Raw genomic sequence first — 17,097 nt, 5'->3', positions numbered from 1 at the left:
GCACAGTGGATGCGTAGCATTTTTGTAACAAGTCCTCGGCCTATTAGTACTGGGCTCATCGTCCGTGCAGCTTGCGCAGGTGGTCGTAGTGCGTCGGCAGCGTCGCGAGCAGTTCCTTCTGCTTGTTCTTCATCTCCGCGAACGCCACCTCGGCGCCCGCCACCAGGTCACCGCGCTGCTCCAGCAACGGCAACGGGTGCTCGGGCAGGTAGTCGAGGCCCGCGAAGATGCAGTAGTAGCTGGAGTTCGTCCAGTAGTTGCGGAACTCCGCCTCGAAGTTCGCGTAGTAGGTCGTCTCGTCGACGGCCGGCATGTTCACCGCGAGCCCCGCCCGGTACGCGGCGAGCTTCTGCTTGAAGTCCGGCGCCAGCTCCAGTTCCTTGCAGGCCCGCCAGAACGGCGAGTCGTCGCGTGGCGCCAGCGAGAAGTGCGCCTGCAGGAAGTCGCGGCTGTCGTCGAACATGGTGTTGATCTCGCGGTTGAACGAGTCGGCGAGCACCTGGTCGAACCGCTTGTCCGGGAAGTGCTTGGCCAGTTGGTAGAGCGCGGCGGTGATGAAGTAGATGCCGGTCGACTCCAGCGGCTCCAGGAAGCACGACGACAGGCCGATGCTGACGACGTTGCGCACCCACGTGCGGCGGTTGCGGCCGACGCGGAACTTCACGTGGTTGAGCGGCTGCGTCTCGGGGTCGAGGCCCCACATGTCGCACAGCTCGCGAGTCGCCTCGTCCGCCGTGGTGAATCGGCTGGAGTAGACGTAGCCGGTGCCGAACCGGCCCAGCATCGGGATCTTCCAGGTCCAGCCGTTCTTCATCGCGATCGCCGACGTGTACGGCTCGACACCCTGAGACTCGTCGTCGTGCGGCACAGCGGTCGCGACCGCGCTGTCGTTGAGCAGGTGGTCGCTCATGTCGAGGAACGGCTCGCGCATCGCCTTGTTGATGAGCAGGCCTCGGAAACCGGAGCAGTCGACGAACAGGTCGCCCTCGACGACACGGCCGGACTTGGTGCGCAGCGCGGTGATGTGGCCGCGCTGGTCGATGACCGGCTCGGTCATCTCGTCCTCGATGTGGATCGCACCCTGCCGCTCGGTGGCGAAGCGGCGCAGGAAGTCCGCGACGAGGTGGGCGTCGAAGTGCCACGCGTAGTTCGTCCAGCGCGACCCGTCCGCGTGCCGGGGCGCCAGCTTCGCGTCGAGGATCGGCGACTCGCGGTAGCAGGCGTAGTCGAACTGCTCGTCGGTCCGCCCGGCGAGCCGCTCGGCCGTCCAGTAGTGCGACAACGGCCAGTTCGCGTGGTTGGGCAGCAGGCCGAAGAGGTGGTCGAAGTGGTCCGGCTTGCCGTGGTGCTCGCGCGCTTCGCCTTCCCCCACACCGGGAGTCCGCCAGTTGATGAACCGGACGCCCATCTTGTAGGCGGCGTTGCACTCGCGCATCCACTCGTCCTCGTCGAGGCCGAGGAAGTCGAAGAACGTCTTGTGCAGGTTCGGCACGGTGGCCTCACCGACGCCGATCCTCGGGATGGACGGCGCTTCGAGCACGGTGACCGAGACGTCCGGGCCGAGCGCCTTGCCGAGGTAGGAGGCGGTCATCCAACCCGCGGTGCCACCGCCGAGGACGGTGACCTTCCTGATCCGATGATCTTCCACCTGCAGATCCCTTCGTCCCGATTTCGCGATCTGGGCCGAAGTTAGGGGGCCGGGTGCCGGAACAGTCGCGTGCGCAGAAGAACCTCTCCGATCACGCGGGGTCAGCGAACTGAGACGCAGCGTGTCGTCAAACGAACCTGCGCGCATCCCCCGCGGACCGCGCGGGATCGCGTGATGTGGTGGTAGGCAGAGCGCCGAGAAGATGTCTTCGTGATGTCACCACGGAAGAAGGTCACCGTTCTCGGTGCGGGTATGGCAGGTCTCGCGGCCGCGTACGAGCTCGAGCAGCTGGGCCACGAGGTCGAGGTGATCGAGGCGAGCCCGCGGGTCGGCGGCCGGGTCTACACGCACCGGTTCGGGGACGGGCCGGACGCGCCGCTGGTCGAGCTGGGGGCCATGCGGATTCCCGCGCAGCACCGGCACACCCTGGACTACATCGAGAAGCTGGGGTTGTCGCACAAGCTCCGCGAGTTCCGGACGTTGTTCTCCGACGACGGTGCCTACCACCGCACCCGCGCGGGGTTCGTGCGCGTGCGCGACGCGGCCAAGGTTCTGGTGCGGGACTACCAGGAGCTCATGGCCGACGACCTCAAGGACGAGACCGTCCTGTTCGGAGCGTGGATCACCGCCATCGGGGACGCGATCGCGCCCGGCAGCTTCATGCAGGAGCTGCGGCCGGACTTCGCCGCGCTGCTCGAAGCCGTGGACCGGATCGACATCACGCCGTTCCTGGTCGGTGAGGCACGCGACCAGATCGACCTGCACGCGTTCTTCGCGGCGCATCCGGAGGTGCGCACCAGCGGCACCGGGCGGATCAACCACTTCATCGGCGACATCCTCGACGAGACCAGCGCGGGCCTGCGGCGGCTCGAAGGCGGGATGGACCAGATCGCGACCGCTCTGGCCGCCAGGATCAAGGGGCCGATCCGGACAGGTCACGAGGTGCGCGGGATCGCCGTGCACGACGACCACGTCACCGTGACCGTCTCAACTGGACTGGTCCTGCGGTGCGACTACGTGCTGAGCACGATTCCGTTCTCCGTGCTGCGCAAGCTGGAGCTCGACGGGTTCAGCGAGGACAAGCTCGCGGTGCTCGACGAGGTCACGCACTGGCCGGCCACCAAGATCGGGTTCCTGTGCCGGGACGCGTTCTGGGAACGCGACGGCATCAACGGCGGAGCGTCCTACGGCGGCGGGCACATCCGGCAGACCTACTACCCGGCGGTGGAGGGCGATCCGGCTCGCGGTGCCGCTCTGCTGGCCAGCTACACGATCGGCGCCGACGCGGCCGTGCTCGATGACCTGCCGGAGGCGGAACGGCACGCGCTCGTGCTGGACGAGGTCGCGGGCATGCATCCCGAGCTGCTGGAGGACGGGATGTTCGTCGAGGCCGTGAGCCTGCCGTGGGGCAAGTACCCGTGGAGCTCCGGTGCCGGTGTGCTGCGGTGGAACAAGGACGAGGCCGCGTGCCTGGAGGAACGTGATCGGGCCGCACGTCCCGAGCGCGGCCGGTTGTTCTTCGCGGGTGAGCCGTGCGCGACCGTCACCGGGTGGATCGACGGGGCCATCGAGTCGGCCCTGCGTGCCGTGAAGTTCGTCGAGGAGACCGGACGATGAGTGTTTTCGACCTGCCCCGCCTGCGCTTCGCCGGTGTCGCGCTGACCAGGTTGCCGACGGGGCCGCGCAACGGGCTCGTCGACTTCAGCACCCACACCGCGTTGATGGACGGCAAACCGTTCCCGCGTGATCGCCCGGCTGCCGAGTACCACGCGTACCTCGACCGCGTAGGTGGGAAGGGTGAGACGTTCGGCGCCAACGGCACGTTCAACATCGATGCCGCGATCACGGGTGTCGAGCTGGTGGCGGGCAACGTGATCACTGATGATGCCGTGGTCGGGCGCGCTGTCGACGTGTGGGGGCACTACAACGAGTACCTAGCGACGACGTTCAACCGGGCGCGGATCTTCGACGTCGACCCCGCGGGCGAGACGTCCACCACGATCATGGTGGGGCAGTTCGGGTTCGGGCGGCTGGGGCGTTCGCACGACGTCGAGTACATGTTCTCCGGCGGGGTGCACGGGATGCAGCCGCCGCGCTTTCAGTCGGACGGCCGGGTGGTGCACCAGTTCGTCGTGCGCGCCGGCGAGGAGATGATCTGGCTGGACAGTGCCGGCACCTCCCCCGCTGTTGATCGGTTGCGCTCGATGGTCGGGGCCGGTGAGGCCGACGGGCTCGTCGTGCAGCTGGTGATGGCCGATCCGGCGCCGATGCCCGGGACCAGGGCGTGGCAGTTGCGGGGCACGATCGCGCCCTGGCACGCCGGGGAGCCGCGGACCTTTCCCGCGGGGCGGGTGCTGGGCGACCTCACCGTTGATCTGCACGACGGCCTGGCCACGTTCAACCGCTTCGCTCCCGCAGACGATCTGCAGCTGTGCACCGAGTCCGGAGAGGTTCTGGCGGCTGTGCCCGGGGAGGTCGGCGTCGTCACGGTGCCGTGCCCGGCGACGGACGAAGCGTTGTGTCTGGTGAGCGGGCGTGACGTCGTGGCACGTGAGCAGGAGGTCGTGGTCGTCGTCGACGAGGCGAGCCTGTTCTTGGAGCACCCGCGTGATGCTTCGGACAGTTCGCAGGACGTCACGGTCGAGGTGCGCACGTTCGTGCGCGGGGTTCCGGCAGCCGCGGACGTCCACATCAGACAGTCTCACAACCCGCGCGCGTTTCCGCTCGACCAGCGCGAGAACATCGACGTGGTGCAACTGAGCGCCGACGTCATCAGCACGGACTCGGCGGGTCGCGGGCAGTTCGTGGTCCGGGGTGCCGAGGCCGGAGCGACGAGGCTGGAGTTCTCGCCCAGCGGGTCGATGACCGTGCGGGTGCTGCCGAATCATTGGTGGATGGACGACGTGCCGCAGGACGAGGTCACGTTCGACCTGCTCTACCGCGAGGTCTTCGCGTTCTACGAGCTGATGTACTCGTTCATGGCGGACGAGGTGTTCAGTCTGGCCGACAAGTTCCGGATCGACACGTACTACCAGATCACCTGGAACATGTGCGATCCGCGCAACCGCATGAAGACGTACTACATGCCGCAGACCCGCGACCTGACCGGCCCGCAGGCTCGGTTGATGCTCAAGTATCTGCGCGCCCGACGAGCCGAGGTGGCCGTTCCGACGATCGAGCCGTCGCTCTCGCGCTCATCACGGCCGATCACCACCCGCACCGAGTTGATCCGGGCGCTCAAGCACGGCGTGACGATCGAGCTGGCGGTGATGCTGCAGTACCTCTACGCGGCCTACTCGATTCCCACCTACGGCGCGGGCGAAGAGCTGGTGCGACGCGGTGACTGGACGCCAGAGCAGCTGACGCTGATGTGCGGCGACGGCGGCGAGACCCGCGAGGGCGGCCTGCGGGCGAGCCTGATGGACGTCGCCCGCGAGGAGATGATCCACTTCCTGGTCATCAACAACGTGCTGATGGCCACCGGTGAACCGTTCTTCGTGCCGGACATCGACTTCGGCACGCTGAACGAGCAACTGCCGGTGCCGCTGGACTTCTGCCTCGAAGCGTTCAACCTCGGCAGCGTGCAGCGGTTCATCCAGATCGAGCAGCCCGAGGGGCTCGTGGGCGCGGTCCGGCTGGGCGATCTTCCATCCACATCGGACAGTCACGACTACGCGTCGCTGAGCGAGCTGTACGGGGACATCAGGGAAGGCCTGCAACGGGTTCCGGACCTGTTCCTGGTCGACCAGGGCCGGGGCGGTGGCGAGCATCGGCTGTTCATGCGCGAGTCGGTCAACGCCCGGCACCCCGACTACGTGCTGGAGGTCGACGACCTGCGCAGCGCGTTGTTCGCGATCGACTTCGTGACCGAGCAGGGTGAAGGCCAGGTGCTGACCGAGGATTCCGAGGAGGACTCGCACTACGACACGTTCGTCCGGATCTCCGAGCTGCTCATGAAGGAACGCCTCACCGCCGCCGACAAAGGCCGCGCGCAGTGGAACCCGGCGTACCCGGTGGCCCGGAACCCGACGCTGCACGAGGGCCACGCGAAGGAACTCGTCACCGACCCGACCGCACGTGAGCTCACGGCGTTGTTCAACGGCTCGTACTTCATGGTGCTGCAGCTGATGGTCCAGCACTTCGGCAACCCGGACGAGAGCCTGCGCCGCTCCAAGTTCATGAACACCGCCATCGACGTGATGACGGGCGTGATGCGCCCACTGGGCGAACTGCTGGTGGCCGTGCCGTCGGGGCGGCACGGCCGTACCGCGGGCCCGTCGTTCGAACTCGACGAGCAGCCTGCTTTCATCCCACGCCCGGACGTCGCCCGGAAGTCCCTCTCAATGAAGTTCCGCACCCTCGCCGACGCCGCACGCAAGTGCCCCCTGGTGCACGACAAGGTGGCCGCCAACCTGGATCACTTCGCCGAGGTGTTCGCCGGGTGAAGGCGTCTGCAAGTACCACCAACTCGCAGTTGGTGGTACTTGCAGACGTAGCTCAGAGACGGCGGAGCCGGACCAGCCAGGCCGGCAGTTCCACCGGGCCGTCTGCCGGGAGGCCCGAATCCGCGGCTTCCTGGGCGATGAGCTCGGTTACGCGGGCGCGGTAGGTGGAGAGTTCCACGGACTCGATCGCCCAGCCGGTGGCGAAGCTCTCCTTGATCACCTCTGCGCTGATGCCCGAACTGAGGCCTGGTCCGGCGTCCGCGTGGGCCAGGACGTGCACGAGCGCGTTCGGGTTGCAGATGTCGTGCAGCACGGCGGCATACTCCTTGGCGACGTCGAGGTTGTCGCCGTACGCCCCGAACCCGTGGAACATCGCCACGTCGACGACCGTGTCGAAGCCAGGCGTGAGGAACGGGTAGTCGTCGGGCCGCAGCATGTTCGCGACCTCGAACCGCGCTGCGGGCGCGCCCTTCTGAACCGCGGTGCGGCGGGCGTACTCCACGGCGCTCGGCGAGAGGTCGGTGCCGAGACAGTCGTAGCCGAGCCTGGTGAACAGGATCGTGTGCTCGCCCGACCCGCAACCGGGTTCGAGCACACGACCACGCACCAGGCCTTGGCGCACGAGATCGGCGATGACCGGCTGTGGCCCGTCGATGAGCCACGGCGCGGTCTCGTCGTCGTACATGAAGTTCCAGAACTCCGGGTTGTCGAAGCCCAGGTCTGCGTGGGGATTGTCGAACCCGATGCGGCGGCGGTCGGTCAAGTGGTACTCCTCAGTTTCGTTCGACGGTGAGCGAAGTGAGAGCGGTGATCAGCGGCGTCTGGCGCCAGGACACCTCCCCCACCGGCTTGGCGTGGGGGAAGCGGGTGAAGAACGCCGTGATGCCGACCTGGCACTGCAGTTCGGCGAGATTGGCGCCGATGCACCGGTGCAGGCCGTGGCCGAAACCGAGGTGCTGGCTGTCGCCGCCGCGGATGTCGAACCGCTCGGGGTCGGTGAACCGGGCCGGGTCGCGGTTCGCGTCCTTCAGCGCACACACGATGATGTCGCCGGCCGGAACGGTCTTGCCGTCCAACGTGATCGGCTCGGTCGCCATCCGGAACGACGTCATCTGCAGCGGCGGGTCGATCCTCAGCACCTCGTGCACCGCGGCCGGCAGCAGGCTCCAGTCCGCGAGCAGCAGTTCGAGCTGGTCGGGGTGGGTCAGCAGCAGGTACAACGCCTTCGCGAGCAACTGGGTCGTCGCAGTCTGGCCGCCGATCACCAGCGTGAAGACGGTGGACGCGAGCTCCTCGTCGTTGAGGCGGTCCTCGTCGTCACGCATCGACACGAGCCGCGAAACCAGGTCGTCGCCCGGATTCCGGCGGCGTTCCTCCACGAGCCTCTTGGTGTAGTCAGAGAGCTTGTGAGTGGCCTCGACGGCCTCCTCGTTGCGGGTCAACAGGTCCAGCACGAACAGCTCGGACCAGGACCGGACGTCGGCGGCGTCCTCCGCCGGAATTCCGAGCAGCGCGCCGAGCACGGTGGTCGCGAGCGGGCCGGCGTAATCGCCTACCAGATCAGGGGTCTCGCCGAAGTTGTCGAGCAGCTCGGCGGCGACCTGCTCGACGTACGGGCGGTGGTCGGCGATCCGGCGCACGGTGAACGTCGGCGTGACCAGCCGCCGCAGCCGGGTGTGCGCGGGCGGGTCGTTGTTGAGCATGTCGTGCGCCATCACCGAGGCGACCGACTCCGGGAACGCCGAGAACGGAGCCTTGTCACCCATGCGAAACGGGTCGGTGGTGAGCCGCGGGTCCGTCAGGACGCTCCGCGTGCCCGCGTAGTCCGAGACGAGCCAGACCTTCTTGCCGTCGGGAAGCTGGATCTGTTCCACGCGAACGACGCTAAGGGCACCGGCGGACACCGCGACACTGCACGTTCACGCAGGTAGGTGGTCGTGAGCGCGTTCCCACGACCACCACCGGCATCAGGGCGCGATACGAGCCAGGTCCACCCGCGACTGGATGTTGAGCTTGCGGTAGATCTGCCGCAGGTGGAAGCCGACGGTGTGCGGCGACACGAACATCTCGCTCGCCACCTGCCGGTTCGTCAGCCCGCGGGCCACCAGCCGCGCGACCTTCGCCTCGGTGCTGGTCAGGCTGTCCCACCCGGTTTCCGGCCGGGCCTCGTGGTTCCAGTGCCGCCTGCGCACCCCGAGCCGGCGCAGCTTGCGCCGCACCCGCGCCGAGTCCCACTCCGCGCCGAGCTCGTCGAACGCGGCCATCGCCCGGTTCAGCTCGGCGATCGCCTGCTCGCGGTCCCCGTCAGCGTCACCGTCGCGCAGCAACGTGCCGGTGTCCTCGATGACCGACGCCACCGCCCACGGGTCGCCGTAGCTCTCCTCCAGCCCCGCCAGCCCGCTGACGTCGCCGTCCAGCAACGCCCTGCCGTGCCGGGCAGCGGCCACAAGTGTGGCGTAGCACTGGTTTCCGGCCGCGATCTGCTCCGCGGCGACCACGACGGTCTCCGCGAGATCGCGGGCTCCGGCGGACAACGCGGTGCGCACGGACCACGCCGTCATCGACGGGTCTTCGAGCAGCAACACCCGGCACTGCCGCGGATCCGAGAGCACCTCGCGGAGTTCTTCCATCGCCGCCTGCACACCGCGCCGCGCCGACGTGACGAGCGCTGACAACACCCGCACCAAAGCCGACCACGGTTGCGCCCGCTCGGCCGGTGCGCACTCCTCCAGTCGCCGCAAGCCGTCCGTCGCCTGCGCCAGATCACCGCGCCGCAACGCCGAGATCACCAGGACAGCGCGCAACTGCGGTTCGTACAACGGCATTTCCGCGCGCTCGGAAGCGGCGAGGCCAGCCCTCGCATCTGCTTCAGCAGCGATCAAATCACCTCTGGCCAGAAGGATCGTCGCGCGCAGCGCCAGCGGAACCGGGCTCAGCACACCGTTGTGCTCGGAGTCGATCGCCTTGCGCGCCGCCTCGGCCGCGTCGAGCGCCTCGTCGAGCCGGCGAACCCTGGTGAGCAGCCACGCCCGTGTCCACAGTGGATCGCACTGCCACGCTCGGGTCAGCGGTCCGCGCAACCGCACCGCCTCGTCGACGGCGCTCATGGCCGCGTCGAGCCTGCCTTCCCGCCAGTGCGCCATCGCCCGTACGTTCAACGCGGCCGCGCGCACGTCGTCGCTGTGCGGCCCAGGCGCGTCCAGCACCCGGTTCGCCACCTCGGCGACCTTGCTGTGGTCGTTGTGCGACATCGCGTTGAGCAGCAGCAGCTCCGGACATGGCTCGCTGGCAGCACTGCGGGACTTGGTGGCGGCCAGCGTCTCCTTCGAGACGTCGAACGCCGCCGTCGTGTCGCCGCGCAGCATCAACGCCGTGGCGAGCCACGTCCGCAACGGCCGGGTGAACTCGGGACAGGTGCCCGCGTGCACCCGCAGCTGCTCCTCGGCGAGCTCGACCGCGTCGCTCAGGCTGCCGAGCCGGACGAGCGCCGCGGTCGCCGTCGTCGCGAGCGCCACGTGATCGGTGCTGTCGGTCGGCGCGATCCGCAGTCCCCTGGTTGCGAGGGCTGACGCGGCCTGGGGTGATGCGGCGAGCATCCGTTGCGCCGCTTCCCGGATCGTGCCGATCTCCTCCTCGTCGCCGGGCACCGCGCAGTGCACCAGGTGCACCGCCGCGGCCTCGATCCGGCCACGCGGATCGCTCAGCAGCATCGTGGCTGCCTGCCGGTGCAGCATCGAGCGCAGCAGCTCGGGCACGGTGTCGAGCACCGCGCGCCACACCGGTTCGCGGTGGAACACGAACTGGTCGGAGTGGCTGCCGATCAACCCGGCGGCGAGCGCCTCCTGCAACGGGCCGAGCAGCTGGGCGGGACGTTCGCCGAGCATCTCGGCGAGGTCCTGCGGCGCGAAGCTGTGCCCGAGGACGGCCGCGACCTGCAGCACCTCCTGTGCGCGAGTCGACAGCTCCCGCAACCGCGCCCGCATCAGCCGCACGAACGGACGGGGCAGCGGCGCGCCGGGATCCGGTTCGACCGCCGAGGCGATCCCGGTCGACATCGGCCCGGACGTGAGCCGCGCGACGTGGTCGGTGACCGTGACGCAACCTTCTCGCCGCACGTCGAGCACCAGGTCGACGATCGCCTGCGGGGTGCCGCCGACGCTCTCGCACAACGCCACCACGTCCTCGCCGGGCGTCGCGTCGAGCAGGTCGCCCGCGATCCCGGCGACCGCCTCACCGGTCAGCGGCTCCAGCGGGCCCAGCCACTCGGCGCGGTGCTTGCGCGCGAGGGTGCGCAGCACGGCGCCGTTGGGCGAGTCAGCGTGATCCGCGTGCACCGCGAACAACCAGAAGACCGGCGCACTGTCCAACTTGGACACCACTGCGCTGAGCGCGTGCAGCAGCGTCAGATCGGTCCACTGCGCGTCGTCCACGGCCACCAGCACCGGGCCGCGGCGGAGGTGGCCCGCCAGCTGCGCCTCGAACCGTCCGGCGAGGGCCCCGGCCCGGTCGTCCTCCTGCCTGCCGTTGCGGGGGTTGACCAGCGTCACCGCCCGCACCAGGCCCGGCTGGTCCGCCGCGCCGTTCACCACCGCGAACCCGCGCCTGGCCGCGGAGGCCATCACCTCCAGCAGCAACCGCGTCTTGCCGGTGCCGGCACCGGACTCGAGCACGACGACTTGTGCTCGCGGTCTCTCGACGCTTTCCCGCATCAACGCCTCGATGCGGGACACCTGATCCACTCGGCCGTGCAACGACCACCTGAGACCGGTCGTTTCCGGTACCGCCGAGTCCGCGAGCTCTTCCAGAATCCGACGCTCCACACTCTCTCCCCGTCGGCTGTGCAGTCACTTCGGCGGCGGCGTGCAATTGAGGATAGGTATGTCAAAACTCCGCTGGCCAGATATACGTCTCAGTACGCCACCTCCTCGCGGATTCACCGGCAGGTGCGGTTTCCCGCGCATTTCAGACATGTTCGCGCAGGTCGCGAGGCGCGTTCCGGCGGAGTTAAGGCCACCGCCCCGCAGTGCTCAGGATATGAATTTAAGGTTGCCCTGACATTGTCACCGTCTAGACCAAAAGGACCGAAACGGTCTCACCACGACCATAATGACCAAAACTCTAGGGGAACACCCAGACCGCCGAGTACCCCTACCCGCACACGCCCGAAACTCCTACCAAACGAGACGACGCACTCAAGATAAATCGGGTTCTTCAGAGATCCGCCAAAACCTCGTTTGGCACCGAATCTCGACTATTCAGGTGGCCGCGCTCCCACCTCACGAGCGAATTCCGGATTCGCCCACCGCTCCTTCATTCCGCCGCAGCGGCCTGCTCCGGCGGGGTCGATAGGCTGGACCGGGGGGACGGGAGAGGGTGAAGAAACTGCTGCGTCTACTCGGGGAAGTGGCCGCGCACGCGGACGGGGTGCCGGTCGATCTGGGGCATCCCAAACAGCGGTGCCTGGCGGCCGCGCTGGCGGTCGACGCGGGCCGGGTCGTGCCGGCGGACCGGCTGCTCGACCGGGTGTGGGGTGCGGACGCGCCGCAACGCTCCACGCTGCACAGCTACATCTCCCGGTTGCGGCTGGCGCTGGCCGACGTCGAGGACCTGTCCGTCGAGCACCGGTCCGGCGGCTACGCGTTGATGGGCGACGCGATCGATCTCCTGCGGTTCCGCGACCTCTGCGCACGCGCGCGGACGGCCCCGGACGACGCCGCGCGGCTGCTGACCGAGGCACTGGAGCTGTGGCAGGCGGAACCGCTGGCGGGACTCACCGGCGAGTGGGCCGAAGCCGAACGCGCCCAGCTGGAGCTGGAGCGCCTGGCGGCCCGGAACGACCTGGTCGACGCCCGGCTCCGGCTCGGCCACGGCGGTCGGCTGGTCGTCGAGCTGGCCGCCCGCGCCGCCGAGCTCCCGCTGGACGAACGGGTGCAGGGCCAGTACCTGCTGGCCCTGCACCAGGCCGGCCGCACCGCCGACGCGCTGGACCACTACCGGCAGGTCCGCGAGCGGCTGGTCGAGGAGCTCGGCACCGAACCGGGCACCCCGCTGCGCGAACTGCACAAGCAGCTGCTCGCCGACGACGCGCGCGTGGTCCCGCTCGTGCCCCGCCAGCTGCCCGCCGCGCCGGTGTCGTTCGTCGGCCGCCGCGAGGAGCTGGACCGGCTCGACGCCGCCGGTGACACCGTGGTGATCTCGGCGGTCGCCGGCGCGGGTGGCATCGGCAAGACGTGGCTCGCGTTGCACTGGGCCCATCGGCACACCGAACTCTTCCCCGACGGACAGCTGTTCGTAGACCTGCGCGGCTTCTCCCCCGACACGTCACCGCTCGAGCCCGGCACCGTGCTGCGCGGGTTCCTCGACGCGCTGGGGGTCGAGGACGACAAGACTCCGGCCGCCACCGAGGCGAGGTCGGCGTTGTTCCGCAGCCTGGTCGCCGAGCGGCGGATGCTGATCGTGCTGGACAACGCCGCTACCGCCGAGCAGGTCGTGCCGCTGCTGCCCGGCGCGGGGTCGTGCACCGTGGTCATCACCAGCCGCCGGGTGCTGACCGGCCTGGTCGCCCGCCACGGCGCCCGCCACCTCGACCTCCACCTGCTGTCCGACGACGAAGCCCGCGCGTTGCTGGAACAACGACTCGGCGCGGCGAGGCTCGCCGCCGAACCGGACGCGGTCACCGCGTTGCTCGGCTACTGCCGTCGTTTCCCGCTGGCACTGGGCATCCTGGCCGGACGCGCGGCCACCCAGCCGCGCCTGCGCCTCGCTGAACTCGCCGACGAGGTGCGCGACTTCGGCGTCGACGCGCTCGACGACGACGATCCGACCGCAAGCCTGCCCGTCGTGCTCGCCACCTCCTACCAGGCGCTCACGGCCGAACAGCAGGAAGCGTTCGGGTTGCTGGGAGTCGCACCCGGCCCGGACATCAGCCTGCCCGCCGCCGCGAGCCTCACCGGCCTCACACCGGCACGTGCCGCACGGGTGCTGCGCGCGCTGCGGGAAGCCTCGTTGCTGGACCGCAGCGCGGACGGCCGGTACTCGATGCACGACCTGATCCGCAGCTACGCGGCCACCAAAGCTCCTCAGACGCTGAGGGACGCGGCGCTCGACCGGGTCGTCGGCTTCTACCTGCACACCGCCTACGCCGCCGACCGCCTGCTCAACCCGTTGCGCCCACCGATCCAGCTCACCTCGCGGGGCACCCCGCATCCGCTGACGGACCCGCTGGCCTGGGTGGCCGCCGAGCACGCCTGCCTGATGGCCGCCCAGCACACCGCCGCCGACCGCGGCCGGCACGACGTCGTGTGGCAGCTGGCGTGGTCCCTCGCGACCTACCACTACCGCGGCGGCCACCGCCACGCCGAAGTCGCCGTGTGGCGCGTCGCGGCGGAGAGCACCAGCCACCTGCCCGATCCGGCCGACCACTGCCGCACCCTGCGCAGCCTCGGCACCGCCCACGCGCTGCTGGGCGAGCACGAGGAGGCCGTGCGGCACCTGAAACAGGCGCTGGCCCTGGCGGAACAGCACCACGACCTCACCCAGCAGGCGCACACCCGCCACTCGCTGGCCTGGACGTCGACGATGCGCGGGGACGACCGCGAGGCCCTGCACCACGCCAGGCACACCCTCGACCTGCACCGCGCCCTCGGCGACCCGCTGCGGATCGCCCGTTCGCTCAACACGGTCGGCTGGACGGCGGCCAGTCTCGGCGACCACGACACGGCCCGCGAGCACTGCCTCGAAGCCCTCGCCCTGCATCGGCTGCACCACAACCCGAGCGGCGAAGCGACCACTTTGGACAGTCTCGGCTACGTCGAGCACCTGTCCGGCAACCACGATCAGGCCATCGACCACTACCGGCGCTCGCTCGTGCTGTACGAGGCCGAGGGCAACTCCGTCGAAGCCGCGCACACGCTCGACCGGCTCGGCCAGTCCCACCTCGCGCTCGGTCAGCGCGACGAGGCGCGTTCGGTGTGGCAGGAGGCGCTGGAGCTCTACCGGGTGCAGGGCAAGGACAGCGACGCCGAACGGGTGCGGGGCCAACTCGACACCCTCGCGGAGGACTCATGAACGACGTGCGGGTCGAGATCACCGGCACCACCACGGTGATCTGGCTGAACCGGCCGGATCGGCGCAACGCGGTCGACGGGCCGATGGCCGCCGAACTGCTGGACGCGTTCCTGTCGTTCGAGGCCGACGACAGCCAGCGCGTGGCGGTGCTCGCCGGTGCGGGCGGCACGTTCTGCGCGGGCGCGGACCTCACCTCGGTCGGGGATCCCGCGCGCCGCAACGAACTCGACCCCTCTGGTGGCGGAGCAGGACCGATGGGGCCTTCCCGGTTGCAGCTCAGCAAGCCGTTGATCGCGGCGGTCAGCGGTCATGCGGTCGCGGGCGGGCTGGAACTGGCGTTGCTCGCTGATCTTCGCGTGGCCGAGAGTGACGCGGTGTTCGGCGTGTTCTGCCGGCGCTGGGGTGTGCCGTTGATCGACGGTGGCACGGTTCGCCTGCCCCGGATCGTGGGCCTGGGCCGGGCGCTCGACCTGATTCTGACCGGACGGCCGGTCGCCGCTGCTGAAGCACTGGCGATGGGGCTGGTCAACCGCGTCGTCGAACCGGGCCAGGCGGTGACTGTCGCGATGGAGCTGGCGTCGCAGATCGCCGCGTTCCCGTTCGAATGCGTGCTCACGGACCGTGCGTCGACCTACGCGGGCCTCGATCTGCCGGTGGCGGAGGCGTTGCGCGCGGAAGGCGTGGCCGGAGTGCCGATCGTGCAGCGGGAAGGTGCTTCCGGCGCCGCCAGGTTCGCGGGCGGCGCCGGAAGACACGGACAGTTCTAGCCGGTGATCACCGCGCCACCGACGATCGGCAGCACGACCTTGCTGACACCGAGCGACACGTTCAACGCGATACCGGCGGCCCCGGTGTCCGTTGCCACGTAGCCGCTGTGGTTCGTGACGATCACGATGCCGATGCGGTGACCGGCCGGGATCAGCGCGTCCCGGGCGTGCAGCCGCCAGCTGACGTCCACGGTCCCGTTGGTGGGCAACGGGGTTGACGTCTCCAGTGACGTGCGGTTCTTCGCGTCGATGGAGCCCCGGGTCAGCATGGTCGCGGTGACCGCCTGCACCGAGACGTCCGGCGGGCGGGCGCAGCCGGTGCGGTCACGCAGGTCCGCTCGCGTGCAGGTCTCGGTGGAGAGCTGGATCGGTGACCGGTCCGTCATCACCGCCTGGGTGCTCGGGCCGTAGTCCACCAGCAACGCGGTCAACGGCGTGGACGCCCGGTTCGACGTGACCCTCGCCGTGACGCGGACCGCGCCGGACACCCGCGCGGCCTGCGTGAGCGGTGGCGTCACGTAGACCAGCCGGCGCGGATCCGCCGTCTCCGGGTTGGCCATCATCTGCGTCTCGCTGAGGTTCGCGTTGTCCCCCAGGCGTTGCGTGCCGGTACCAGGAGCGGTGGTCAGCGAACCCGACATGCCACCGGCCGCCGGGCCGAAGTACAGCGTCGTGTCCCTGGTGTTCGGTCGCGGCCAGGAGGCGTCCTGCTCCCAGGTGCCGTCGGGCTTCTGGAAGTCGGCCATGGGCTCGTTCATGATCCCGTTCTGCACGCCCTTGAGCCAGTGGTCCATCCACAGGCCCATCACGCGCTGCCACTCGGCCTGCCGGAACGAGATCGGGTCGAGGTGCCCGCCGCGGTGCAGCCAGATCTTGCGCGGCACGCCCCGGTCCGCGAGCTGCTGCCACCAGCGGCCGAACTGCGACGGCTTGACGTTCCAGTCGCCCTGCCCGTGCACGACGAACACCGACGCCGTCACGTTCTGCGCGGTCTGCCGGTAGTCGCGGGCCTTCCAGAACGACGTGTAGTCGAAGGTCTCGTCGCCGTCCTCGGCCGCCAGCTTGTCGAGCACCGGCTTGCACTTCGCCTTCTGCGCGGAGCTGATCACGTAGTTGGCGAGGTAGGTCGGGTAGTCCTTCGAGTGCGCGCCGCGGTAGGCGATGCCCTGGTCACGGGAGTACTCGTACCAGCTGGAGATCGCGGCGATCGGCACGATCGTCTTGACGCCGGGTATGTTCGCCGCGGCAGCCGCGTTGGGCAGGGTTCCGTTGTAGGACACGCCGATCATGCCCACGTTGCCCGTGCTCCAACTGGCGGTGGCGGGCCTGCCGTCGGCGTAGAAGGCCTTGGCCCGGCCGTTCAGCCAGTCGACCACGGCCTTGACGCTGGCGGTGTCCTCGGGGCCACCCGTGGTCGGGCAACCGGTCGACCGGGAGGTGCCTTGCATCTCCATCTCGACGACCGCGTATCCGCGCGGCACGAAGTACTCGTCGTACCACCGGCTGAAACCGCGCGGCACGTCCATCGCCTTCGCCGCGAAGGTGCCCAGCCCGTAGTAGGGACTGGCCTCCATGACGATCGGCACCTTCGCCGTGGTGTCCGGACGCATCACGTCCGCGGCGATCCGGTCCAGCTCACCGTCCGCGTCGCTGTCCATTGTGGACTCGACGTACACCGTCTCGGTGATCGCGGCAGGGGCTGCGTTGGAGACAGGCGTGAATGTCGTCGCGGCCGTCAGCAGGATGGCCGCGACGAGGTAGACCCTTCGCATGAGTTCCTCCGTCGGAGGACCCGTTCACCCGCAGGGGTGTGGTGAATCGGGTCCTTCCAACGGATCTCACCGAAACCGGCGGTGTGTCCGGTACGGCCGAAAGATCTAAACCTTGGCCAGGTGGGGCGTGCCCTGGTCTGGGATGGAGTAGGCCGGGGCCGGGAGTGTGACGCCGTGCTTCAAGGCGACATCGATCTCCCAGGCCAGCAGCGAGGAGACCAATTCGCCCTCTGACCTGCTGAGGGTCCTCTCGATGCCAGACATCTCGAAGAAGTCGTCCACACCGATCCACCGCATGGCCAGGTGCCCACGCTCGATCCCCGCGTCGTTTCGACCACTGGCGAGGTGACCCGGCCACCTCACGGTGCGCGCCCGCGCGTCGCCCGCATCTCGGTCAG

Annotated in this window: 10 protein-coding genes; 4 read left to right on the top strand and 6 right to left on the bottom strand. The window is 69.2% G+C overall.

The window, feature by feature from the left end; genetic code table 11:
* Window positions 1-55 precede the first annotated feature (55 nt).
* Window positions 56-1,648: a tryptophan halogenase family protein gene (locus ABZX92_RS39765; protein ID WP_355570646.1), complete on the bottom strand. Its 1,593-nt coding sequence runs from the start codon at window positions 1,646-1,648 to the stop codon at window positions 56-58.
* Between the two features lie 213 nt (window positions 1,649-1,861).
* Between ABZX92_RS39765 and ABZX92_RS39760 the strand changes: the two genes are divergently transcribed.
* Complete coding sequence (locus tag ABZX92_RS39760; RefSeq protein ID WP_355570645.1) at window positions 1,862-3,265, top strand: NAD(P)/FAD-dependent oxidoreductase; 1,404 nt, start codon at window positions 1,862-1,864, stop codon at window positions 3,263-3,265.
* On the top strand, window positions 3,262-6,093 hold the full coding sequence (locus ABZX92_RS39755) for a ferritin-like domain-containing protein (protein WP_355570644.1): 2,832 nt from the start codon (window positions 3,262-3,264) through the stop codon (window positions 6,091-6,093). Before ABZX92_RS39760 ends, ABZX92_RS39755 begins: the two co-directional genes overlap by 4 nt.
* 52 nt (window positions 6,094-6,145) lie before the next feature.
* Here ABZX92_RS39755 and ABZX92_RS39750 read toward each other — a convergent pair whose 3' ends face one another.
* The 3 genes from ABZX92_RS39750 to ABZX92_RS39740 form a co-directional block, all read right to left on the bottom strand.
* Entirely contained in the window at window positions 6,146-6,856 is a 711-nt protein-coding gene (locus tag ABZX92_RS39750; protein ID WP_355570643.1) for a class I SAM-dependent methyltransferase, read from the bottom strand.
* Window positions 6,857-6,866: 10 nt separating this feature from the next.
* A complete protein-coding gene (locus tag ABZX92_RS39745; RefSeq protein WP_355570642.1) occupies window positions 6,867-7,967 on the bottom strand; it encodes a cytochrome P450 in 1,101 nt (366 codons plus the stop codon).
* Window positions 7,968-8,060: 93 nt separating this feature from the next.
* Window positions 8,061-10,913, bottom strand: a complete 2,853-nt coding sequence (locus tag ABZX92_RS39740; protein WP_355570641.1) for a LuxR C-terminal-related transcriptional regulator — start codon at window positions 10,911-10,913, stop codon at window positions 8,061-8,063.
* Window positions 10,914-11,466: 553 nt separating this feature from the next.
* Between ABZX92_RS39740 and ABZX92_RS39735 the strand changes: the two genes are divergently transcribed.
* Window positions 11,467-14,160 carry a BTAD domain-containing putative transcriptional regulator gene (locus tag ABZX92_RS39735; protein ID WP_355570640.1) on the top strand — a complete coding sequence of 898 codons (2,694 nt, stop codon included), beginning with the start codon at window positions 11,467-11,469 and terminating at the stop codon, window positions 14,158-14,160.
* The gene (locus tag ABZX92_RS39730; protein WP_355570639.1) at window positions 14,157-14,927 is read left to right on the top strand and encodes a crotonase/enoyl-CoA hydratase family protein; all 771 of its coding nucleotides are present in this window, start codon (window positions 14,157-14,159) and stop codon (window positions 14,925-14,927) included. The genes ABZX92_RS39735 and ABZX92_RS39730 overlap by 4 nt, the downstream gene beginning before the upstream one ends.
* Here ABZX92_RS39730 and ABZX92_RS39725 read toward each other — a convergent pair.
* Both ABZX92_RS39725 and ABZX92_RS39720 read right to left on the bottom strand, forming a co-directional pair.
* Window positions 14,924-16,699 carry a CocE/NonD family hydrolase gene (locus tag ABZX92_RS39725; protein WP_355570638.1) on the bottom strand — a complete coding sequence of 592 codons (1,776 nt, stop codon included), beginning with the start codon at window positions 16,697-16,699 and terminating at the stop codon, window positions 14,924-14,926. The two genes, ABZX92_RS39730 and ABZX92_RS39725, sit on opposite strands and share 4 nt — an antisense overlap.
* Before the next feature lie 105 nt (window positions 16,700-16,804).
* On the bottom strand, window positions 16,805-17,097 hold a 293-nt coding region (locus tag ABZX92_RS39720), incomplete at its 5' end, for a hypothetical protein (RefSeq protein WP_355570637.1).

This window comes from Lentzea sp. NPDC006480, assembly GCF_040611995.1.
Lineage (GTDB): Bacteria > Actinomycetota > Actinomycetes > Mycobacteriales > Pseudonocardiaceae > Lentzea.
The sequence above is the reverse complement of the archived record's forward strand: the minus strand, read 5'-3'. Positions and strand labels throughout refer to the sequence as shown.